Raw genomic sequence first — 21,164 nt, forward strand, 5'->3', positions numbered from 1 at the left:
CGCACGGCTTCAGTGGTGGTATTCGCCGCAGTTCACGTCCAGGCACTGGCCGGTGACGGCCCGGGCCAGGGGGGAGGCGAGGAAGATCACGGTGTCGGCCACCTCCTCGGTGGTGGGCAGACGCCCGAGATCGGTGCCGGCCGCGGTGTGCTGATAGATCTGCTCGACGGTGGTGCCGTACTTGTCCGCCTGGTGCTCGAAGTAGCCCTTCAGCGTCTCACCCCAGATATAACCGGGGGCAACGGAATTGACGCGGATGCCCTGGGGGCCCAGTTCGGTGGCGAGGGACTGCGACATCGCCAGCAGGGCGGACTTGGCGAGCTTGTAACTGCCGTAGCGCTCCTGTGAATGCCGCAGCACCATCGAATTGATGTTCACCACCGAGCCCTTCGTCCCGGCCAGGGCCTCGGTGAACAACTGCGTCAGGCGCAGCGCCCCGAGGACGGTGAGTTCGATGCTGTCGCGGATCTGCTGGAAGTCGGTGCGGGCCAGCGGCTTCATCGAGGGCACCGAGAACGCGTTGTTGACCAGCGTGTCCACCCGGCCGAACTCGCGGAGGGTCGTCTCGACGAGCCGGGACGCGGAGTCGGTGTCGGCGATGTCGGTCGGGACCGCCAGGGCCCGTCGGCCCCGGGCCGTGACCTCGGCCGCGACGTCCTCGAGGCGGGCGGTCGTTCGGGCGGCGAGGACGACGTCGGCCCCGTGCTCGGCGCACCGCACCGCGAGAGTGCGGCCGAGTCCCGGCCCGACACCGCTGACCACGACGACCTGTCCGGCGAGCAGGGGGTTCGGGGTGGTCACGGCGCTCACCCGAGCATCCGGTCGGCGATCGCGGTCTGGCGGGCGGCAATCCGCCCGGACCACTGCTCCGGCGTGACGCGGTTGTGGTCGAGGAACGGCAGTGCGGCCGGCACGTCGTCGAACGGGACCACCTCGGCGGTGGGGCTGTCCGCGGCCGTGAGTTCGCGGGCGAGCCGTTGCCAGCGGAACTGCAGGAACCCGCGGCTGCGGCCCAGGGTCTCGACCCAGTTGGCGACGCCGGGGTTGCGGGCGGAGACGACCATGCGGATCATCCCGTCCGGATCCACTTGGGCCTGCGCGTTGTTCAGCGACGTCTGGTGGTGGACGTAGTCCAGGGAGATGTACCAGAGGCTGCCCAGCTGGAAGCCCTGGTAGGGCGCGTCGGAGGCGGGGACGGTGAGGATCATCGCCTCGTCGTCGCCCAGATCGAAGTGCCCGACGGACGAGTACTGCGTGGCCAGGCCACCAGGCGTCGGCCGCGGAGCGGTGACCGTGTTGACCGGCAGGTCGAGGTAGAACCACTGCGGGAACTGCAGCCACGTCTGCACCCGCGACACCAGCGCTTTCCCGGCGCGCCGGTAGCGGGCGGCGGCATCGTCGTGCGTCGGTTCGGGCGGCGGGGTGCCGAGCGCATCGACCCGGTCGATGCGCAGGGTGCCGCGCCGCTGGGACCAGTCGCTGTAGACCTCTCGCACGACGAGCTGCGACGAACCGGGGGTGAGGGTGAAGTAGTTGTTCCCGGGGTCGGCGGGCCCGGGGCCGAACCGCGCCTCGAAGGTGCCGTCGTCGGCGACGTGCAGTTCGCGGTCGTCGAATGCGGTGACGTTGCCGGGCACCTGGGCGTCGGTGTAGTTGCCGGCGAGCACCTGGAAGCTCAGGTCGCAGGTCGTGCCGCGACGGCCGGTGACGACGTACTCGGCGTCGTCGCGGATGCGCGCACCCCAGTAGAGGGTGTCGGGGTTGTCGAGCCCCATCTTCGTGTAGGGGCCCGTGCCGGTGACGAACGTGGGATGGGACGCCTCGACGGCCCACGCCGAGTGCACGCATGCGGCGATCCCGCCGGCGAGGTAGCGGTACCCCTCGATCAGGTCCTGCTCGGTGCGGATGTGCGGCGCCGTCGCGACGAGCTTTTCGGCCTCGGTGATGGCGGACGTGAGCGGATCGGTGAGCACACGATCTCCTTGCGGTTCAAATATGTACCGGTGCGGTAGGCTCCTGGTGCAGCGACGATAGAACGTGTTCCAAGGAGGCGTCAATGACCGAGGCCCCCGCGCCGTCGACCGCGCGGCGTTCGCCACCGACCGAGCGGGTCGTGCAGGTCCTGGACCACCTGGTGGCGCATCCGGAGGCCCGGTTCGGGCTCTCCGAGCTGGCGCGCCGGCTGGGGATGAGCAAGCCGACGTGCCTGGGCATCCTGACCGCCCTGACGGACGCCGGCTACCTGATGCGTCATCCCGCAGACCGGTCGTACGGGCTCGGTCCCGCGCTGATCGTCGCGGGCCGGGCCGCGCAGCGCGGCTTCGCCGTCGGTCCCGTCACCCACCGGCACCTGGCCGCGCTCGGCGCCGAGTTCGGCGCCACCTGCGCCGCGTCGGCCGTCGTGGGCGACCGCATCGCCGTCCTCGACGTCGCCGGGCCCGATCCGGCCGGCGCCGGGGCGAGGGTGGGGGAGGTGTATCCGTTCGCGCCGCCGGTCGGGTTGATGTACGTGCTGTGGGACTCCGACGAGCGGCTCGAGCAGTGGCTCGCACGGGAACCGACGCTTCCGGTGCGGCTGGACCGGGACCGCCTGCGTGACGTGGTCGACGAGTGCCGCGCCGCCGGGTACCTGGTCGAGTCGCTCACGGCCGGTGGCCGGCGGTTGCATGCGCTGATGGCGGGGGTGGCGGCGCACGACCTGCCGGCGGAGCTGCGCGAACTGCTGGGGGAGATGGTGTCCAGCCTGGGGGAGCGCGTGCTGCTGGCCGGGGCGGAACCGGACGATGCCGAGCACCCGGTGAACCTGCTCGCCGCCCCCGTCCACGACGCGGACGGGCGGCAGTCGGTGGTGCTCACCCTCCACGTGGGTGCGACGCTGACCAATCGGGAGATCGCCCGGCGCGGGGTGGCGCTCGTGGCCACCGCCGAAGCCGTCACGCGCGAACTCGGCGGGCGTCGCCCGCCCCGATGACGGCCGAGGCCGCCGCCGGTGCGTCCTTTGGGCTGTCCCCGCAGCCCAAACGACACACCGGCGGCGCAGCCGCCCAGCGGGGGCGTTGACCCGGAACTGAAACTCGTTCTATCGTTCGGGGCGAACCTTTCGACCGAGCCGGTACATATTTGGACCGGCGCTCGTGAGCTGGAGCCCTGATGACCCTCACGCCGTCGTACGAACTGCCCCTGCTGCGCGCCCTCGAGGCCGAGTCCGTGCACATCTTCCGGGAGGTCGCGGCCACCTTCGAGCGTCCCGTGGTGCTCTTCTCCGGCGGCAAGGACTCGGCGGTGATGCTGCACGTGGCGGCCAAGGCGTTCTGGCCGGCGCCGATCCCGTTCCCCGTGCTGCACATCGACACCGGCCACAACTTCCCCGAGGTCCTCGCCTACCGCGACGCCGAGGCGGCCCGGCGCCGGGTGCGGCTGCTGGTCGCGTCGGTGCAGGACGACATCGACGCCGGCCGGGTCGTCGAGGACGTCGGTCCGCATGCGAGCCGTAACCGGCTGCAGACCCGGACGTTGCTGCGTGCCCTCCGCGAAGGCGGATTCGACGCGGTGTTCGGCGGCGCCCGCCGCGACGAGGAGAAGGCCCGCGCCAAGGAGCGCGTGTTCTCCTTCCGCGACGAGTTCGGGCAGTGGGACCCGAAGGCGCAGCGCCCCGAGCTGTGGCAGCTGTACAACGGCCGGCACCGTCGCGGCGAGCACATCCGCGTGTTCCCGCTGTCCAACTGGACCGAGCTCGATGTCTGGAACTACATCCGCGACGAACGCGTCGAGCTGCCGCCGCTCTACTACGCCCATCGGCGACCCGTTGTCGAGCGCGACGGAATGCTGCTGGCGCTCAACGAGTTCCTCACCCTCCTGCCGGGCGACGAGCCGCGTGAGGCGCTGGTGCGGTTCCGCACGGTCGGCGACGCCACCTGCACGGGCTGCGTCGAATCCACCGCCGCCACCCCCGACGAGGTCGTCGCCGAGGTCGCGGTCAGCCGCGTCACCGAGCGCGGCGCCACCCGCGCCGACGACCGCATCTCCGAGGCCGGGATGGAAGACCGCAAGAAGGAGGGCTACTTCTGATGACCCGGTTGCTGCGCATCGCCACCGCCGGCAGCGTCGACGACGGCAAGTCCACGCTGATCGGCCGGCTGCTCCACGACTGCAAGGCCGTGCCCGAGGATCAGCTCGACGCCGTCGCCCGCACCAGCCGCGAGCGCGGCATGGACACCCCCGACCTGGCGCTGCTCACCGACGGGCTGCGGGCGGAGCGGGAACAGGGCATCACCATCGACGTCGCCCACCGCTACTTCTGCACCCCGCACCGCGCCTTCGTCGTCGCCGACACTCCCGGCCACGAGCAGTACACCCGGAACATGGTCACCGGCGCCTCGACCGCCGACCTCGCCCTCATCCTCGTCGACGCCCGCAAGGGGGTCGTCGAGCAGACCCGCAGGCACGCCTTCCTCGCCAGCCTGCTCGGCGTCCCCCATCTGGTGCTGTGCGTCAACAAGATGGACCTGGTCGACTGGTCGCAACAGCGCTTCGACGAGATCTGTGCCGAATTCTCCACGTTCGCAGCCAAACTCGACATCCACGACCTGACCTTCGTGCCGGTCTCGGCGCTGCTCGGCGACAACGTCGTCCACCGCACCACCGTCATGACCTGGTACGAGGGCGCCTCGCTGCTGCACCGTCTCGAGCAGGTGCACGTCGACTCCGATCGCAACCTCATCGACGCGCGCTTCCCCGTCCAGTACGTGATCCGTCCCGGTCACGGCGAGCACCGCGACTTCCGTGGTTACGCGGGCACCGTCGCGAGCGGGGTGTTCGCCCCCGGCGACGAGGTGCTGGTGCTGCCCTCGGGCTACGGCACGCGGGTGCGCGCCGTCCACGGCCCGGGCGGCGACCCGGTGCCGAGCGCCTTCGCGGGCAGCGCCGTGTGCCTCGAGCTCGAGGACGACCTCGACGTGGGACGCGGCGACATGCTGTGCCGCCCCGGGAACCGGCCGCTCGTCGGGCACGAGCTCGACGCGATGGTGTGCTGGCTCGCCGAGGGCCCCGGCCTCGTGCCCGACGCCACCTACACCCTGCTGCACACCACCAACGCCACCGCCGCGCAGGTGGTCCGGCTCGACTACCGGCTCGACGTGACCACCCTGCACCGCGACGGGACGGCACGGTCGTTGACGCTCAACGAGATCGGACGGGTCCAGTTGCGGACTCGCCGCCCCGTCCTGTTCGACCCCTACCGGCGCAACCGGACCACCGGAAGCTTCGTGCTCGTCGACGACGCGACCGGCAGCACCGTCGCGGCCGGGATGATCACCGGCCCCACCCTCGCCGCGGCCCCCGTCGTGTGGCACGCGGCGGAGGCGACCCGCGCCGAACGTCTCTCGCGGGGGGCGACGGTGTGGCTGACCGGCCTGTCGGCGTCGGGCAAGTCCAGCGTCGCCGCGGCGCTCGAGCGGCGTCTGCTCGCGGCCGGAGTGCCGGCCTACCGGCTCGACGGGGACAACCTGCGGCACGGCCTCAACTCCGATCTGGGTTTCGGTCCGCAGGACCGCGCGGAGAACGTCCGTCGGGTGGGTGCGGTGGCACAGCTGATGGCCGACGCGGGGCTGGTGACGATCTGCGCGCTCATCAGCCCGTACCGGTCCGACCGCGACCGGATCCGCGAGCAGCACCGGCAGGCCGGGCTGCCGTTCCTCGAGGTGTTCGTCGACACCCCCCTCGCCGGCTGCGAAGCCCGGGACCCGAAGGGCATGTACGCGCGGGCCCGGGCCGGGGAGATCACCGGATTCACCGGCGTCGACGACCCCTACGAGCCGCCCACCGGTCCCGAGCTGGTGCTGCGGCCCCAGGACGGCGATCCGGTCGCGCAGGCCGGACTGATCATGGAATTGTTGGCCCCATGACCGATGACGCCGTCCTCGCCACCGAGATCGCCACCGCTGCAGGAGAACTGTTGCTGACCGTCCGCGCGGCCGAGGCCGACGCGCTCACCGGTCGCGAACTCGGCCGCCACGGCGACCGCGCCGCCGACGCCTTCATCCTCGGCCGGCTCGCCGCCGAACGCCCCGCCGACGCGGTGCTGTCGGAGGAATCCGCCGACGACCCGGCTCGGGTGCATGCGAAGCGGGTGTGGATCGTCGACCCCCTCGACGGATCCAAGGAGTACGGCATGCCGGACCACGAGGACTGGGCCGTGCACATCGCCCTGTGGGAGGCCGGCCGCGGCATCACCGCCGCCGCGGTCGCGCAGCCGGCGGTGGGCGCCGTCTACGGCACCGCGGACGTCGGGCGTGCCGAACTGCGGCCGCTGGGCGGCCGACGGCCCCGCATCGTCGTCAGCGGGAGCCGGCCGCCGGTGTTCGTCGCGGACGTCGCCCGCGCCCTCGGCGCCGACGTGGTGCGGATGGGTTCCGCCGGGGCCAAGGCCATGGCCGTGGTGCGCGGCGACGTCGACGCGTATGTGCACGCCGGCGGGCAGTGGGAGTGGGACTCCGCGGCGCCGGTGGGGGTCGCGCAGGCGGCGGGGCTGTACTGCGCCCGCATCGACGGCAGCGAACTCGAGTACAACCGCCCCCACCCCTACATGCCGGATCTGGTGATCTGCCGACCGGACTGGGCGCCGGCCCTGATGGCGGCGATCGCCGAGCATGCCGGCGCCCCCACCGACAGTGCCCGGGTCGCGATGGCCCGCTCCTACATCCGTTCCCTCGTCAGTCACGACGCGTCGCATGTCCGGCTTGCGGCCGACGCGTGGCGGGTCGAGAACGGCGTGCGCACCGGCGACACCGGCGTCGAGATCCGGGACCGTCTCGAGCACGGCCCCGAGTACCGCCCGATCCGGCGGGTGCGGGAGCTGACGTTCCGCGAATGGGACGACAACGTCGTCGCGCGGTTCCTGCTCGACCTCGACGCCGGGGACACCGCCCTCACGGTGGCGGTCACCGAGCACTTCGCCATCCCCGCGGGGGAGATCCGCTCGATCGTGGCGATCATCGAGCCGCACGAACACAAATAGTTTACTGTTTGTGTTCATAGACGAGCTAACGATCTAGTGCCTGGAGGACCCATGGACCACGCCCGCGACATCGGCGACGGCATCTTCCGCATCCCCGTGCCGGTCGGCGACCTGCCGGTCGGCGACACCCAGGTGTACGCGATGGAGTCGCCGCGCGGACTGGTCCTCGTCGACGTCGGCTGGAACGACGACACATCCTGGACCGCGCTGCAGGACGGTCTCGCTTCCGTCGGTGCCTCCGTCGCGGACGTCGAGGGAGTGGTCGTCACGCACTTCCACCCCGACCACGTCGGCCTGACCGGCCGGATCCGGGAGGCGTCGGGCTGCTGGGTCGGCATGCACGAGGACGACTTCGGCCAGCTCGCCCTCATGACCTCCGACGACGGCAACGCCGAGTGGGAGGCCGAGCAGTGGCGCCGCGCCGGCGCCCCGGACGAGCAGATCGTCACCTATCTCGAGCGGGCGAGCGGGGAACGCGCGACCGGCAAGCCCGACGTCCACCCCGACCGCAAGCTCGCCACCGACGAGCGGATCGCGCTCGCCGGCCGCACCCTGCGCACGGTGTTCACCCCCGGGCACACGCCCGGCCACGCCTGCTTCTACCTCGAGGAGCACGACATCCTCTTCAGCGGCGACCACGTCCTCGCCACCACGACCCCGCACGTGGGCGACTTCGACTTCCCGCTCGCCGAACGCGACGCCCTCGGCGAGTTCATCGACTCGCTGCGCGCCGTCGGCACGCTCCCGGCGCGGCGCACCCTGCCCGCGCACCGGCAACCGATCGACGACCTCGCGGCCCGCACCGGCGCTCTTGTCGAGCACCACGAACGACGCCTCGACGACCTGTACGCCGCCTTCGGCGACGAGGAGCTGACGCTGTGGCAGGCTGCCGAGCGGATGACGTGGTACCGCCCCTGGGACCAGACTCCGCCCACGGGCAAGCAGATGGCGCTGTCCGAGGCGTCGGCGCACGTGCGGCACCTCATCGAGCGAGGCCGCGCGCGCCGGGTCCCGGGCACCGACCCGGCGCGTTTCGCCCGGGCCTGACGGAAGGAACCGTATGACCCCCGACGAGCTCGTCACCGAATTCTGCCGCCGCTGGGCCGATCCCGACCCGGCCGTGCTCGCGTCCTACTTCACCGACGACGCCGTGTACCACAACATTCCGATGGAACCGGTGCGTGGGCGCGCGGCGATCGAGGAGTTCATCGCCGGGTTCGTCGCCTCGTTCGGCGGCATCGATTTCCGCATCCGGCACCAGGCCGTCCACGGCGGTGTGGTGCTCAACGAGCGGGTCGACGTGTTCACGCTCGGGGGGCGGACCGTGGAACTGCCGGTGATGGGGGCCTTCGAGGTCGTCGACGGCAAGATCGCCGGCTGGCGCGACTACTTCGACCTGGCGCCGATCACCGCGGCGGCGCAGCAGGATCCGGCGGGCTGATACCCGGTCTCGCGGTCGTCGGCCGCAGGTGACTGAGGTTGATCCGGCCGTGGGAGAGTCGGTGCATGCACGCAGTGATCGTCGACGCTCCCGGGAGTCAGCCGAAGGTCCGTGACGTAGCCCGGGCCCACGGCATGCGGGGGAATTCATGACGCTCTCCCCAGGCGGGCGGATCGGCCTGGCCGGAGCGGCGGTGGTCGGGGTCGCCTTCGGCATGGCCCGCTACGCCTACGGCCTGACGCTGCCCGACATCCGGGAAGACCTGCGGCTCTCCGAGCTGGCCCTCGGCCTCATCGCCAGCGCAACGTTCGCGGGCTACCTGGCCGGCCTGGTGCTCGCCGGACGGCTCGCCTCTCGCCGCGGGTCGCGCGCTCCGACGACCGTGGGCGGGGTGTGCGGCGCCGCGGGAGCGGTGATCGTGACCCTCGCGCAGTCCCCGGGGCTGCTCGCCGCCGGTGTCGTCCTGGCCGGCAGCGCCGGCGGCTGGGTCTGGGCGCCCTACTCCGACATCGTGACCCGATCGGTGCCCGCGCGGCAGCAACCCCGAGCGTTGGCGATCATCACCACCGGCACCAGCGGCGGACTGGTACTGCTCGGTGGGCTGGCCGTCCTGGCCGCGGTGGGCTCGTGGCGCCTGGTGTGGGCCGGCATCGCCCTCGCCGCCGTGGCCGCGGCCCTGGCGAACCTGCGCCTGGTGCCCCGGACCGGGCCGGCCCCGCGCCCGGAGGCACGACCCGGTGCCTCCTCGCTGGTGGCAGCGCTGCGGGTCCCGGCAGCCTACTCCGTGGTCTACTTCGCGGTCGTGGTCGTCTACTTCACCTATGCCGCCGACGTCCTGGACCGCGGCACCCTCCCGACGGCCGCCGTCCCGGCTCTCTACGCGGCCGTCGGCCTCACCGGCATGGTGGGGGTGGCGACCGGGGCCCTCGCGCAGCGACTGGGCAGCGTCCGGGTCGCCGCGCTGTGCCTCGCGACGGTCGGTGCGGCGCTGGCGCTGCTCGGGCTGGCCGACGGCTCCGTGGCCGCGACCGCGGCCTCGGCGTGCATCTTCGGCATGGGGTACATGACGGGATCCGCGGTGCTCGCGGTCTGGACCGCCGAGTTGGTACCCGAGCGCGCCGGCGCGGCGTTCACGGCCTGCCTCGTCGTGGGAGCGCTCAGCTCGGTCGCGGCACCGGCCCTCGCCGGTGCGGTGATACCCGCCCTGGGGCTGGGGCCGCTGCTCGTGGTCACCGCCGCGGTGTCACTGCTCAGCGCGGCGGCGCTGGTGCTGTGCGGGTCCTCGCGAGGGGCAGCCGTCGGTGACACCGGACTGTGAACACGAGAGCTCCGCTCGTGGCCGGCGCGCACACCCTGCGTTGTGAGGAACCTGTGTTTCGTGACGCATGGTCTCACGCCGCTCTGCGGCAGTCCGGACCGCAGGAAACGGAACGGCCCCGCGTCGCACTGCGACGTGGGGCCGTTTCCGTGGTGCCCTCGGCAGGATTCGAACCTGCGACTTCTTGCTCCGGAGGCAAGCGCTCTATCCCCTGAGCTACGAGGGCGTTCCGGACTCCACCGGTTGCGCGGTGGGGCGGGAGTTAGCGTAGCGCATTGTCGGCGATACGCCACATCGCCTGGTCGGAGCGGGTTTCTCCGGGGCCTCGCCGGGCATCCGGCAGGCGCGGATGCGCCGTCCGGAGACGAACTCTTCGGCGAGTGTTTCCCGGAACGGCCGGCGCGGGCCATCCGCGCGGGGCAGGCTCGACACGAGACCGGACACACACCTGCAGGAGAGGACCGTACGTGGACGCAGGACCCGACACGGCAACCCGCACCGGACCGCTGAGCCGCGAGGAGCTCGCCGCGCTCGACACCTGGTGGCGAGCCGCGAACTACCTGTCGGTGGGACAGATCTACCTGATGGGCAACCCCCTCTTGCGCGAGCCGTTGCGTCCCGAGCACATCAAGCCCCGGCTGCTCGGACACTGGGGCACCACCCCGGGACTGAACTTCGTCTACGCCCACCTCAACCGCGCGATCACCGCCCGCGACCTCGAGATGATGTATGTGATGGGTCCCGGGCACGGCGGGCCCGGACCGGTCGCCGCGGCCTGGCTCGAGGGCACCTACAGCGAGGTCTATCCGGACATCTCCCGGGATGCGGACGGCATGGCGCGGCTGTTCACCCAGTTCTCGTTCCCCGGGGGGATTCCCAGCCACGTCGCCCCCGAGACACCCGGATCCATCCACGAGGGCGGGGAGCTCGGGTACGCCCTGTCGCACGCCTACGGGGCCGCTTTCGACAACCCGGACCTCATCGTCGCTGCCGTGGTGGGCGACGGCGAGGCCGAGACCGGGCCCCTCGCCACCAGCTGGCACTCCACGAAGTTCGTCGACCCGCGCCGGGACGGCGCCGTGCTGCCGATCCTGCACCTGAACGGGTACAAGATCGCCAACCCGACCGTCCTCGCCCGCATCGACCACGACGAGCTCGAGCACCTGCTCCGCGGCTACGGCCACGATCCGGTGTTCGTCGAGGGCTCCGACCCCGAGCACATGCACCAGGCGTTCGCGGCGGCCCTGGACCGCTGCCTCGATGCGATCCTCGAGATCCGGCGCCGCGCACGCCGCGACGGTGTCTCCGAGCGACCGCGCTGGCCGATGATCGTGCTGCGTTCTCCCAAGGGCTGGACCGGACCGAAGGAGGTCGACGGTCTGCCGGTCGAAGGGTACTGGCGCTCGCACCAGGTGCCCTTCGCCAATGCCCGCGACGACGACGGCCACCGCAAGATCCTCGAGGAGTGGCTGCGTAGTTACCGGCCCGAGGAACTGTTCGACGACAGCGGTGCCCCCGTGCCCGCAATCCGCGATCTGCACCCGGCGGGCGAGCGGCGGATGAGCGCGTCCCCCCATGCCAACGGCGGGCCGCTCGTGCGGGACCTGGCGTTACCGGACTTCCGCGACTACGCCGTGCCGGTCCCGGCGCCCGGCACCGGCAGCGTCGAATCGACCCGCGTGCTCGGCACCTTCCTGCGCGACGTCATGCGCGAGAACACGAGCACCTTCCGGGTGTTCTCCCCGGACGAGAACAACTCCAACCGGCTCGGTCCGGTCCTCGAGGTCACCGCACGCACCTGGAACGCCCGCATCCTGCCCGACGACGACCGTCTCGCCCCCGACGGGCGGGTCATGGAGATCCTGTCCGAGCACACCTGCCAGGGCTGGCTCGAGGGCTATCTGCTCACCGGCCGGCACGGCTTCTTCTCCTGCTACGAGGCCTTCGTCCACATCGTCGACTCGATGTTCAACCAGCACGCCAAGTGGCTGCGCACCACCAACGGCATCGACTGGCGCCGGCCGATACCGTCGCTGAACTACCTGCTCACCTCGCACGTGTGGCGGCAGGACCACAACGGCTTCTCGCACCAGGACCCGGGCTTCATCGACCACGTCGTCAACAAGAAGGCCGACGTGATCCGCGTGTACCTGCCGCCGGACGCGAACACCCTGCTGTCGGTGGCCGACCACTGCCTGCGCACCCGGCAGTACGTCAACGTGATCGTCGCCGGCAAGCAACCACAGCTGCAGTACCTCGACATGGATGCGGCAATCATCCATTGCACCAAGGGAATCGGGATCTGGGACTGGGCCGGCACCGACCAGGGGGTCGAGCCCGACGTGGTGCTCGGCTGCGCGGGCGACGTGCCCACCATGGAAACCCTCGCCGCCGTCGAGATCCTGCTCGAATGGTTCCCCGATCTGAGGATCCGCGTCGTGAACGTCGTCGACCTGATGCGGTTGCAGGACCACACCGAACACCCGCACGGGCTGTCCGACCGCGAATTCGACTCGCTGTTCACCACCGACAAGCCGGTGATCTTCGCCTACCACGGCTATCCGTGGCTGATCCACCGCCTGACCTACCGGCGTACCAACCACGACAACATCCACGTGCGCGGGTACAAGGAGGAGGGCACCACCACCACCCCGTTCGACATGTGCGTGCTCAACCAGATCGACCGGTTCGACCTCGCCATGGACGTCGTCGACCGGGTGCCGCGCCTGCACCCGATCTCCGCGTATGCGCGCGAGTACCTGAAGAACCGGCTCGTCGAGCATCACCAGTACATCCGCACCCACGGTGAGGACATGCCCGACATCCGCGACTGGGAGTGGGGCCGGTCCGGCCGGTAGACGCGGAGGGGGACGGCCCGGACGGGCCGTCCCCCTCGTGCGGGTCCGATCGGTCAGTTCACGGGCAGCGGCTGCGCACCGCGCTCCGCGAGCATCGCCGTCATGAGCTCCGACTCGCTGGTCTGGGTGTCGACCATCGTCTGCGCCAGGGTGCGCACCGCCGGCTGGCCCGCGTACTGCGCGCCGTACTCCATCATCGGCAGCCCGCCCTCGTGGTGGCGCAGCATCAACTGCAGGAAAAGCACGTCGAGTTCCGGACCCGTGGCGCCACGCAGGCTCGCCAGGTCCTCGGACGTCGCCATACCGGGCATCCGGGCGGTCCCCGCCCCGTCCGTGTGCGCGGCGCCGTCCGCGTGGCCCACGTCGCCGTGGCTGTGGCCGGAGTCCTCGGTCATCCACGTCATGTAGTCCCCGGCCGGCAGCAGCGGCTGCCCCCACAGCGACAGCCAGCCCTGCATCTGGCCGACCTGGTTCTGCTGGGTGGTGAGAATGTCGTACGCCAGGTTGCGGACCCGCTGGTCGTCCGACGTCGTCAGCGCCACGGCGGACATCTCGACGGCCTGGTTGTGGTGGACGGTCATGTCCTGTGCGAACCCGACGTCGACGGAGCCGGCGCCCGGCGTCGCCGGCTGCGAGTCCTCGAGCGGGATGCGGGCCAGGAATCCGAGCAGGAACCCGATCGCGACGGCGGCGACCAGGCCCAGGATCAAGCCGGTCGTGCGCCGGCCCGTGCCGGCGGTGGCGGTGTCGCTCGTCACGTCAGCTCCCCGCCGGGGCCTGCATGTCGGCGGGCAGCTGCTCGGTGCCGTCCACCGTGCCGCCGTCCATCGGCACCGCGTCCGGGCCCGGCGTCGAAGGATCGAACGGCGGGGGGCTGCTCGAGTCGAACGAGCCGGGCAGGGTGGAGCAGCTCGCGCCGACCTCCGGGTAGGTGTAGCGGTTGAGCCGCAGCGACGCGATGAAGTGATCGATCCGCTCGTCGTCGGCGGCGTCCACCTTCAGCTGATGCCCCCACGACTGCAGGGCGATGGGGGAGTCGAGCCCAGGGTACGGCGACATCATCAGGTAGGACTTGCCGTCCACCTTCGCCGCGAGCGCATCGACGCCGGCCTGATCGACCAGGTCGGGGTTGTAGGTGATCCACACCGCGCCGTGCTCGAGGGAGTGCACGGCGTTCTCGGTGCGGATCGCCTCCGGGTACACGGTGCCGGTGCACGTGGCCCAGATCGCGTCGTGCGGCCCACCGAACGGCGGGGTCTGGTCGTACGCCACGCGCTGCGTGGACCCGATGTGCTGGCCCGCGGGGTAGTCGACCGTCACGACCCCCTCGATCGCGGTCGACGGATCCTGATTCGACTCGGACGGCGTCCACGCCGCCAGCGCCTGGGAGTCCTGGTACTTCGGGATGATGCTGGCGGCGATCACCGCGACCAGCGCGATCACCGCGACCACCCCACCGATCAGCAGCCACGGGATCTGCCGCTGCTTGGGCAGGCCGCGACCGCCGCTCTTCTTCTGGGCGGCCTTGATCGCCTTCGCAGACTTGGCACCGGACTTCTTGCCGGGACCGCCACTTACCGAACCGCTGGGCATCGTTGGGTGCTCTTTCGACGGATGGACAACGAGGGGCGCACGACGCTCGGTCCGCGCGTGCTCTGTCAACTCTACGGGCGGACGGTGGGCGGACGTCCCCGCGGCGGCCGGGCGGTGACCGCGACAACAGGCCGGACCGGCGTCACGGCGGGGGAGGCGGAGCCAATAGGATAGAGACCCGTGACTCCTGCCGACCTTGCCGAACTGCTCCACGGAACCGCTGCGAGGGTGCTCGCCGAGCGTGACCTCGACGTGTCCGTCCTGCCCGCGACCCTGACGGTCGAGCGGCCCCGCAACCCGGAGCACGGCGACTACGCGACCAACGTCGCGATGCAGGTCGCGAAGAAGGCCGGCGTGAATCCGCGGGAACTCGCGGGCTGGCTGGCCGAGGCCCTCACCGCCGCCGACGGCATCGAGTCGGCCGAGGTGGCCGGACCGGGCTTCCTGAACATCCGTCTCGCCGCCGACGCCCAGGGCGCGATCGTCGCCCAGGTGCTCACCCACGCGGCCGCGTACGGCAACGCGGACACGCTGGCCGGAACCCGCATCAACCTCGAGTTCGTCTCCGCGAACCCGACGGGCCCGATCCACCTCGGCGGCACCCGCTGGGCCGCGGTCGGGGACGCGCTCGGCCGGATCCTCACCACCCAGGGCGGCGACGTCACCCGCGAGTACTACTTCAACGACCACGGCGCCCAGATCGACCGGTTCACCCGCTCGCTCATCGCCGCGGCGCAGGGGCAGCCCGCGCCGGAGGACGGGTACGCCGGTGCGTACATCGTCGACATCGCGCAGGCCGTGCTGCAGCAGCGCCCGGACGCGCTCGCGCTGCCCGAGACCGAACGGCACGAGGTGTTCCGCTCGATCGGCGTGGACCTGATGTTCGCCCACATCAAGCGCACCCTGCACGAGTTCGGTGTCGACTTCGACGTGTACTTCCACGAGAACTCCCTGTTCGAGTCGGGTGCCGTGGAGAAGGCCGTCGAGACGCTCAAGACCTCCGGGAGCCTCTACCACCAGGACGGCGCCTGGTGGCTCAAGAGCACCGACTTCGGCGACGACAAGGACCGCGTCGTCATCAAGAGCGACGGCAACGCCGCCTACATCGCCGGGGACATCGCCTACTTCCAGGACAAGCGGGCGCGCGGCTTCGACCTGTGCATCTACATGCTCGGCGCGGACCACCACGGCTACATCGGCCGCCTCAAGGCCGCCGCCGCCGCATTCGGCGACGACCCGGACACCGTCGAGGTGATGATCGGGCAGATGGTCAACCTCGTGCGCGGCGGCGTCGCCGTGAAGATGAGCAAACGCGCCGGCACGGTCATCACCCTCGACGACCTGGTCGAGGCGATCGGCGTCGACGCGGCCCGCTACGCGCTGGTGCGCTCGTCGGTGGATCAGAGCATCGACATCGACCTCGAGCTGTGGGCCAGCACCACCAACGAGAACCCGGTCTACTACGTCCAATACGCGCACGCCCGGCTCTCGTCCATCGGGCGCGGCGCCGCGGAGCTCGGTCTCGGCGCCGAGGGCGCCGACCTGTCGCTGCTCGACCACGAGCGCGAGGGTGAGCTGATCCGCACGATCGGCGAGTACCCGCGCATCCTCGCCAAGGCCGCCGAACTGCGGGAACCGCACCGCGTCGCGCGGTACCTCGAAGAACTCGCCGGCGCCTACCACCGCTTCTACGACTCGTGCCGCATCCTGCCGCAGGGCGACGAGGAGCCGGGACCGCTGCACACGGCGCGGCTCGCGCTGTGCGCGGCGACCCGCCAGGTGCTCGCCAACGGACTCGGACTGCTCGGCGTCAGCGCCCCGGAGCGGATGTGAACGCGCACCCCGCCGGTCCCCGGCACGCCGAGATCCCGCACGCACCGGGCCTGACCGAGCGGCCGGCGAACGCCGCCGAACTGAACCTGCTGCACCCGAACGTGTGGCCCCGCAACGCCCGGCGCGGCGACGACGGTGTCATGACGATCGCCGGTGTGCCCGTGACCGAGCTCGCCGCGCGGTACGGCACCCCGCTCTTCGTCGTCGACGAGGACGACTTCCGCTCCCGGTGCCGGGAGATCGCGGCCGCGTTCGGGCCGGGCGCGAAGGTCCACTACGCGTCGAAGGCGTTCCTGTGCACCGAGATCGCGCGCTGGGTCGACCAGGAGGGCCTGTCGCTCGACGTCTCGACCGGCGGTGAGCTCGCCGTCGCGCTGCGCTCCGGCTTCCCGGCCGGGAAGATCGCCATGCACGGCAACAACAAGTCCGTGGCCGAGCTGCGGACCGCGGTCGCCGCGGGCGTCGGGCACATCGTGCTGGACTCCATGTCGGAGATCGACCTGCTCGACGCGGTCGCCGGCGAACTCGACGTGGTGCAGGACGTGCTGATCCGCGTCACCGTCGGCGTCGAGGCGCACACCCACGAGTTCATCTCCACCGCGCACGAGGACCAGAAGTTCGGCCTGTCCCTGGCCGGCGGAGTGGCCATGGCCGCCGTCCGCAAGGTGTTCGCGAGCGATCACCTGCGCCTGGTCGGCCTGCACAGCCACATCGGCTCGCAGATCTTCGACGTCGACGGATTCGAACTCGCGGCGCACCGGGTCATCGGCCTGCTGCGCGACGTCGTCGACGAATTCGGCGTCGACAAGACCGCGCAGATGAACATCGTGGACCTCGGCGGCGGCCTCGGCATCTCCTACGTGCCCAGCGACGACCCGCCCCCCGTGGAGGAACTCGCCGCCAAGCTGCGGCACATCGTGCAGACCGAGTCCACGCTCGCCGGCCTGCCCGAGCCGACCCTCGCCGTCGAGCCCGGACGCGCCATCGCCGGCCCCGGCACCGTGACCCTCTACGAGGTGGGCACCATCAAGGACGTCGCGGTGGGCGCGCACCAGGTGCGCCGCTACATCAGCGTCGACGGCGGCATGAGCGACAACATCCGCACCTCGCTGTACCAGGCCGAGTACGAGGCCCGCCTGGTGTCGCGGGCCGGCGACGGGGAGCCGGTCGTGTCCCGCGTCGTCGGCAAGCACTGTGAGAGCGGCGACATCGTCATCCGCGATGCCTGGATGCCCGCCGACCTCGAAGCCGGCGACCTGTTGGCCGTCGCCGCGACCGGTGCATACTGCTACTCGATGTCCAGCAGGTACAACCTGCTGCCCCGTCCCGCCGTCGTGGCGGTCAAGGACGGCGCCGCTCGCGTCGTCCTGCGTCGGGAAACCGTGGAAGATCTGCTCAGCTTGGAGGTTACGGAGTGACGACCGAAGCGGTGACCAGCGAACCGGGGCAGCGCCCGATCGGTGTGGCTGTGCTCGGGCACGGCACCGTCGGAGCCGAGGTCGTGCGCATCATCCGCGACGATGCCACCGATCTCGAGGCGCGCATCGGTGCGCCGCTCGAGCTGCGGGGGGTGGCCGTGCGCACCGTCCGCGACGACCGCGGCATCCCGCAGGACCTGCTCACCACGGACGCCGAGGGTCTGATCACCCGCGACGACGTGGACATCGTGGTGGAGGTCATCGGCGGCATCGAGCTGCCGCGCAAGCTCGTGCGCGCGGCTCTCGACTCGGGCAAGTCCGTGGTCACCGCCAACAAGGCGCTGCTCGCGGAGTACACCGGCGAACTCGCCGAGGCCGCCGAGGCCAAGCGCGTGGACCTGTACTTCGAGGCGGCCGTCGCCGGCGCCATCCCGGTCATCCGGCCCCTGACCCAGTCCCTCGCCGGTGACAGGGTGAACCGGGTCCTCGGCATCGTCAACGGCACCACCAACTACATCCTCTCGGCCATGGACGAGACCGGCGCCGACTACGCCGAGACGCTCGCCGAGGCGGTCCGGCTCGGGTACGCCGAGGCCGACCCGACCGCGGACGTGGAGGGCTTCGACGCCGCGTCCAAGGCCGCGATCCTGGCCTCGATCGCGTTCCACACCCGCGTCACCGCCGGCGACGTCTACCGCGAGGGCATCTCGAAGATCACCGCCGCCGACCTGACCACCGCTCGGGCACTGAACTGCACCGTCAAGCTGCTGGCCATCTGTGAGCGGATCACCACCGACGGCCGGGACCGGGTCTCGGCGCGCGTCTACCCGGCGCTGGTGCCGCGTGAGCATCCCCTCGCCGCCGTCAACGGCGCCTTCAACGCGGTCGTCGTCGAGGCCGAGGCGTCGGGCCGCCTGATGTTCTACGGCCAGGGCGCCGGCGGCTCGCCCACCGCGTCCGCCGTGATGGGCGACCTGGTGATGGCTGCCCGCAACCGGGTGCACGGGGGCCGGGGACCGCGGGAATCACGGTACGCGGACCTCGAGATCGCCCCGATGAGCGACATCGTCACCCGCTACTACGTCAACCTGCAGGTCGCGGACCGGGCGGGTGTGCTCTCGGCGGTGGCCGCCGAGTTCGCCAAGCGGGACGTGAGTATCGCCGCCGTGCGCCAGGAGGGCGCCGGCGAGGGGGCCCGCCTCGTGGTGCTGACGCACTGCGCCACCGACAAGGCGCTGTCGGACACCGTCGCAGCGCTCGACCAACTCGAATCCGTGATCGCTGTGACCAGCGTCCTGAGACTGGAGGGATCCGCCGAATGAGCGCGCCCGAGAAGAACACCGCCACCCCCGTGCACACCCCGTGGCCGGGTCTGATCGAGGCGTACCGCGACCGGCTCCCGATCGGTGACAACTGGAAGACCGTCACCCTCCGCGAGGGCGGCACCCCGCTGCTGCCGGCCGCTCACCTCTCGGAACTGACCGGGTGCGAGGTCCATCTGAAGGTCGAGGGCCTGAACCCGACCGGTTCGTTCAAGGACCGCGGCATGACGATGGCCGTCACCGACGCCCTCGCCCGCGGCCAGCAGGCCGTGCTGTGTGCCTCCACCGGCAACACCTCCGCGTCCGCGGCCGCGTACGCCGTCAAGGCCGGCATGGGCTGCGCGGTGCTGGTCCCGGACGGCAAGATCGCGATGGGCAAGCTGGCCCAGGCGGTCATGTACGGCGCAAAGATCATCCAGGTCCAGGGCAACTTCGACGACTGCCTCGAGCTCGCCCGCAAGACCACCGCCGAGTTCCCCACGATCGGCCTGGTGAACTCCGTCAACCCCGTGCGCATCGAGGGGCAGAAGACCGCGGCGTTCGAGATCGCCGACGCGCTCGGCGACGCACCCGACGTGCACGTGCTGCCGGTCGGCAACGCCGGCAACATCACCGCCTACTGGCGTGGCTACACCGAGTACTTCGCGGACGGTCTCACGACCCGCAAGCCCCGCATGCTCGGTGTCCAGGCCGCGGGCGCGGCGCCGCTGGTGCACGGTGCCCCCGTCAAGGACCCGGAGACGATCGCCACCGCCATCCGGATCGGCGCCCCGGCGTCGTGGAACGGCGCCGTGACCGCCAAGGAGGAGTCGGGGGGTGCGTTCCGGGCGGCCACCGACGAGGAGATCCTCGAGGCGTACCGGCTCGTCGCCGCCACCGAGGGCGTGTTCGTCGAACCGGCGTCCGCCGCCTCGATCGCCGGACTGCTCGCCGCCCGCAAGGAGGGCTGGCTCGATTCCGGGCTGAAGGTGGTGTGCACCGTCACCGGCAACGGTCTGAAGGACCCCGACACGGCACTGCTCGGGATGCCGCAGGTGGAGCCGATCCCGGTCGATCCGGTCGCGGTGGCCGCAGCGCTCGAGCTGGCCTAGTGACCGCCTCGCCCTCCTCCGTTGGGAAAGACGACATGACGCAGACGTTGCCCGTCGGGATCTCCGTGACCGCCCGGGTCCCGGCCTCGAGTGCGAATCTGGGACCGGGTTTCGATTCGCTCGGGCTGGCCGTCGGGTTGTACGACGAGATCACCGTCACCACAACCGCATCGGGCCTCGAGGTGCGCGTCGAGGGCGAGGGCGCCGAAGAGGTGCCGTGGGGGCCGTCGCACCTGGTGGTGCGGGCGGTCGAACGTGGCCTCGAAGCCGCCGGCGTGTGGGCGGACGGCCTGGATGTGTTGTGCCGCAACGTAATTCCGCATTCGCGGGGGCTGGGCTCGTCGGCGTCGGCCGCCGTCGGGGGTCTGGCGGCCGCCAACGGGCTCGTGCGCAAGGTGGCGCCCGAGCGCGTGCTCGACGAGTCGCAGCTCGTCCAGCTCGCCTCCGAATTCGAGGGCCACCCGGACAATGCCTCCGCCAGCATTCTCGGGGGCGCGGTCGTGTCGTGGAGCGAGTCGGTCGTCGGCGACGAACAACGCACCTACCGCGCGGTGCCGCTCGCGGTCCACCCGGCGATACGGGTCGTCGTGCTGGTGCCGTCCTCGCGCTCGTCCACCGCCCACACCCGCGGCCTGCTCCCGGATCTCGTGCCGCACCGCGACGCGGCGTTCAACGTCAGTCGCGCGGCACTCGCCGTCGTCGCCCTCACCGAGCGGCCGGACCTGCTGATGCCGGCGACCGAGGACCTGCTGCACCAGGCGCAGCGCGCGCCGGCGCTGCCGCTGACCACCAAGTGGATCGCCACCCTGCGTGCCGCGGGCATTCCCGCCGCGGTCTCCGGTGCCGGTCCCACGGTGCTCGCCCTGACGACCGAGCCGCTCCCCGCGGACCTGCGGGCGGCCGCGGAGGCGGACGACATGACCGTGCTCGAACTCGACGTCGCGGACGGCGTGCAGGTCGTATGACCGAGCCCCAGGGCCTGTCGAGTCGGGAGCCGACCCCCGGCGACACGGCCGGGGGTTCTCCTTGCTCAACGTACAGTTCGTCGCTATTCTGTGCTTAGTCCGCACGTCGTGCGTTTCCGTCGCTGGCTTTCCAGGGCATTCACTCCAGATTCATCGGGGCGATCGATCCTGGATCGATCCTCTCCTGACATCGTTTCGGGGAGACGGACCGACCGCATCTGCCGGAGGATGGCGTGATGGCGGACGTGCCGACCGTTCGATCCGTGAACACGTACGGCAATCCCAGATCGATGCCAGATCTGCGGAACGA

17 protein-coding genes and 1 tRNA gene are annotated in these 21,164 nt (G+C 71.2%); 13 read left to right on the forward strand and 5 right to left on the reverse strand.

The genetic code is table 11. The features are described from left to right. Positions 1-9: 9 nt before the first annotated feature. Together LZP97_RS04195 and LZP97_RS04200 are read right to left on the reverse strand one after the other, a co-directional pair. Positions 10-810: an SDR family oxidoreductase gene (locus LZP97_RS04195; RefSeq protein WP_010595857.1), complete on the reverse strand. Its 801-nt coding sequence runs from the start codon at positions 808-810 to the stop codon at positions 10-12. Then, positions 807-1,973, reverse strand: coding sequence for a hypothetical protein (locus LZP97_RS04200; protein ID WP_048772891.1), 1,167 nt, complete (start codon positions 1,971-1,973; stop codon positions 807-809). Before LZP97_RS04200 ends, LZP97_RS04195 begins: the two co-directional genes overlap by 4 nt. Before the next feature lie 83 nt (positions 1,974-2,056). Here LZP97_RS04200 and LZP97_RS04205 point away from each other — a divergent pair, with 83 nt between their 5' ends. The 7 genes from LZP97_RS04205 to LZP97_RS04235 all read left to right on the forward strand — a co-directional run bounded on the left by LZP97_RS04205 (position 2,057) and on the right by LZP97_RS04235 (position 9,774). After that, positions 2,057-2,971, forward strand: coding sequence for an IclR family transcriptional regulator (locus LZP97_RS04205; RefSeq protein WP_010595859.1), 915 nt, complete (start codon positions 2,057-2,059; stop codon positions 2,969-2,971). Positions 2,972-3,150: 179 nt separating this feature from the next. Continuing rightward, positions 3,151-4,068, forward strand: a complete 918-nt coding sequence (cysD, locus tag LZP97_RS04210; protein ID WP_017681716.1) for a sulfate adenylyltransferase subunit CysD — start codon at positions 3,151-3,153, stop codon at positions 4,066-4,068. Continuing rightward, positions 4,068-5,903: an adenylyl-sulfate kinase gene (gene cysC, locus LZP97_RS04215; protein WP_048772890.1), complete on the forward strand. Its 1,836-nt coding sequence runs from the start codon at positions 4,068-4,070 to the stop codon at positions 5,901-5,903. The genes cysD and cysC overlap by 1 nt, the downstream gene beginning before the upstream one ends. Next, positions 5,900-7,015, forward strand: a complete 1,116-nt coding sequence (locus LZP97_RS04220; protein ID WP_010595862.1) for a 3'(2'),5'-bisphosphate nucleotidase CysQ — start codon at positions 5,900-5,902, stop codon at positions 7,013-7,015. Before cysC ends, LZP97_RS04220 begins: the two co-directional genes overlap by 4 nt. Positions 7,016-7,066: 51 nt before the next feature. After that, on the forward strand, positions 7,067-8,062 hold the full coding sequence (locus LZP97_RS04225) for an MBL fold metallo-hydrolase (protein ID WP_010595863.1): 996 nt from the start codon (positions 7,067-7,069) through the stop codon (positions 8,060-8,062). A gap of 13 nt (positions 8,063-8,075) precedes the next feature. Continuing rightward, positions 8,076-8,456 carry a limonene-1,2-epoxide hydrolase family protein gene (locus LZP97_RS04230; RefSeq protein ID WP_010595864.1) on the forward strand — a complete coding sequence of 127 codons (381 nt, stop codon included), beginning with the start codon at positions 8,076-8,078 and terminating at the stop codon, positions 8,454-8,456. A 148-nt stretch (positions 8,457-8,604) separates the two neighbouring features. Next, positions 8,605-9,774: an MFS transporter gene (locus tag LZP97_RS04235; protein ID WP_048772884.1), complete on the forward strand. Its 1,170-nt coding sequence runs from the start codon at positions 8,605-8,607 to the stop codon at positions 9,772-9,774. A gap of 150 nt (positions 9,775-9,924) precedes the next feature. Here LZP97_RS04235 and LZP97_RS04240 read toward each other — a convergent pair. Further along, positions 9,925-10,000 (reverse strand) — tRNA-Arg (locus tag LZP97_RS04240). A 241-nt stretch (positions 10,001-10,241) separates the two neighbouring features. Here LZP97_RS04240 and LZP97_RS04245 point away from each other — a divergent pair. Continuing rightward, on the forward strand, positions 10,242-12,632 hold the full coding sequence (locus LZP97_RS04245) for a phosphoketolase family protein (RefSeq protein ID WP_040275902.1): 2,391 nt from the start codon (positions 10,242-10,244) through the stop codon (positions 12,630-12,632). A 53-nt stretch (positions 12,633-12,685) separates the two neighbouring features. Here the strand turns inward: LZP97_RS04245 and LZP97_RS04250 are convergent, their stop codons facing one another. Then, positions 12,686-13,390, reverse strand: coding sequence for a DUF305 domain-containing protein (locus LZP97_RS04250; protein ID WP_010595867.1), 705 nt, complete (start codon positions 13,388-13,390; stop codon positions 12,686-12,688). A 1-nt stretch (position 13,391) separates the two neighbouring features. Further along, entirely contained in the window at positions 13,392-14,225 is an 834-nt protein-coding gene (locus LZP97_RS04255; protein WP_048772881.1) for a DUF3105 domain-containing protein, read from the reverse strand. A 180-nt stretch (positions 14,226-14,405) separates the two neighbouring features. On the opposite strand from LZP97_RS04255, the gene argS reads away from it, so the two are divergent. From argS to thrB, 5 genes are read left to right on the forward strand one after another with little or no spacing between them, the layout of a single operon-like run. Beyond that, positions 14,406-16,058, forward strand: coding sequence for an arginine--tRNA ligase (gene argS, locus LZP97_RS04260; RefSeq protein WP_010595869.1), 1,653 nt, complete (start codon positions 14,406-14,408; stop codon positions 16,056-16,058). Then, positions 16,055-17,476: a diaminopimelate decarboxylase gene (gene lysA / locus LZP97_RS04265; RefSeq protein WP_040275908.1), complete on the forward strand. Its 1,422-nt coding sequence runs from the start codon at positions 16,055-16,057 to the stop codon at positions 17,474-17,476. The genes argS and lysA overlap by 4 nt, the downstream gene beginning before the upstream one ends. Positions 17,477-17,487: 11 nt before the next feature. Further along, entirely contained in the window at positions 17,488-18,798 is a 1,311-nt protein-coding gene (locus LZP97_RS04270; protein ID WP_026138058.1) for a homoserine dehydrogenase, read from the forward strand. Then, complete coding sequence (gene thrC / locus LZP97_RS04275) at positions 18,795-19,889, forward strand: threonine synthase (RefSeq protein ID WP_010595872.1); 1,095 nt, start codon at positions 18,795-18,797, stop codon at positions 19,887-19,889. The genes LZP97_RS04270 and thrC overlap by 4 nt, the downstream gene beginning before the upstream one ends. Before the next feature lie 35 nt (positions 19,890-19,924). Then, positions 19,925-20,854, forward strand: a complete 930-nt coding sequence (gene thrB, locus LZP97_RS04280) for a homoserine kinase (protein ID WP_010595873.1) — start codon at positions 19,925-19,927, stop codon at positions 20,852-20,854. The last annotated feature ends 310 nt before the right edge of the window (positions 20,855-21,164 follow it).

Source organism: Rhodococcus sp. DMF-1 (assembly GCF_021441945.1).
In the GTDB taxonomy this organism is placed as follows: domain Bacteria; phylum Actinomycetota; class Actinomycetes; order Mycobacteriales; family Mycobacteriaceae; genus Rhodococcus; species Rhodococcus ruber.

Excerpts from the sequence above, each read along its gene's own strand:
- LZP97_RS04205 (WP_010595859.1), top strand. The coding sequence starts at position 2,057 with ATGACCGAGGCCCCCGCGCCGTCGACCGCGCGGCGTTCGCCACCGACC.
- thrB (WP_010595873.1), top strand. The coding sequence starts at position 19,925 with ATGACGCAGACGTTGCCCGTCGGGATCTCCGTGACCGCCCGGGTCCCG.
- cysC (WP_048772890.1), top strand. The coding sequence starts at position 4,068 with ATGACCCGGTTGCTGCGCATCGCCACCGCCGGCAGCGTCGACGACGGC.
- LZP97_RS04230 (WP_010595864.1), top strand. The coding sequence starts at position 8,076 with ATGACCCCCGACGAGCTCGTCACCGAATTCTGCCGCCGCTGGGCCGAT.
- LZP97_RS04225 (WP_010595863.1), top strand. The coding sequence starts at position 7,067 with ATGGACCACGCCCGCGACATCGGCGACGGCATCTTCCGCATCCCCGTG.
- LZP97_RS04255 (WP_048772881.1), bottom strand. The coding sequence starts at position 14,225 with ATGCCCAGCGGTTCGGTAAGTGGCGGTCCCGGCAAGAAGTCCGGTGCC.
- cysD (WP_017681716.1), top strand. The coding sequence starts at position 3,151 with ATGACCCTCACGCCGTCGTACGAACTGCCCCTGCTGCGCGCCCTCGAG.
- thrC (WP_010595872.1), top strand. The coding sequence starts at position 18,795 with ATGAGCGCGCCCGAGAAGAACACCGCCACCCCCGTGCACACCCCGTGG.
- LZP97_RS04235 (WP_048772884.1), top strand. The coding sequence starts at position 8,605 with ATGACGCTCTCCCCAGGCGGGCGGATCGGCCTGGCCGGAGCGGCGGTG.
- LZP97_RS04220 (WP_010595862.1), top strand. The coding sequence starts at position 5,900 with ATGACCGATGACGCCGTCCTCGCCACCGAGATCGCCACCGCTGCAGGA.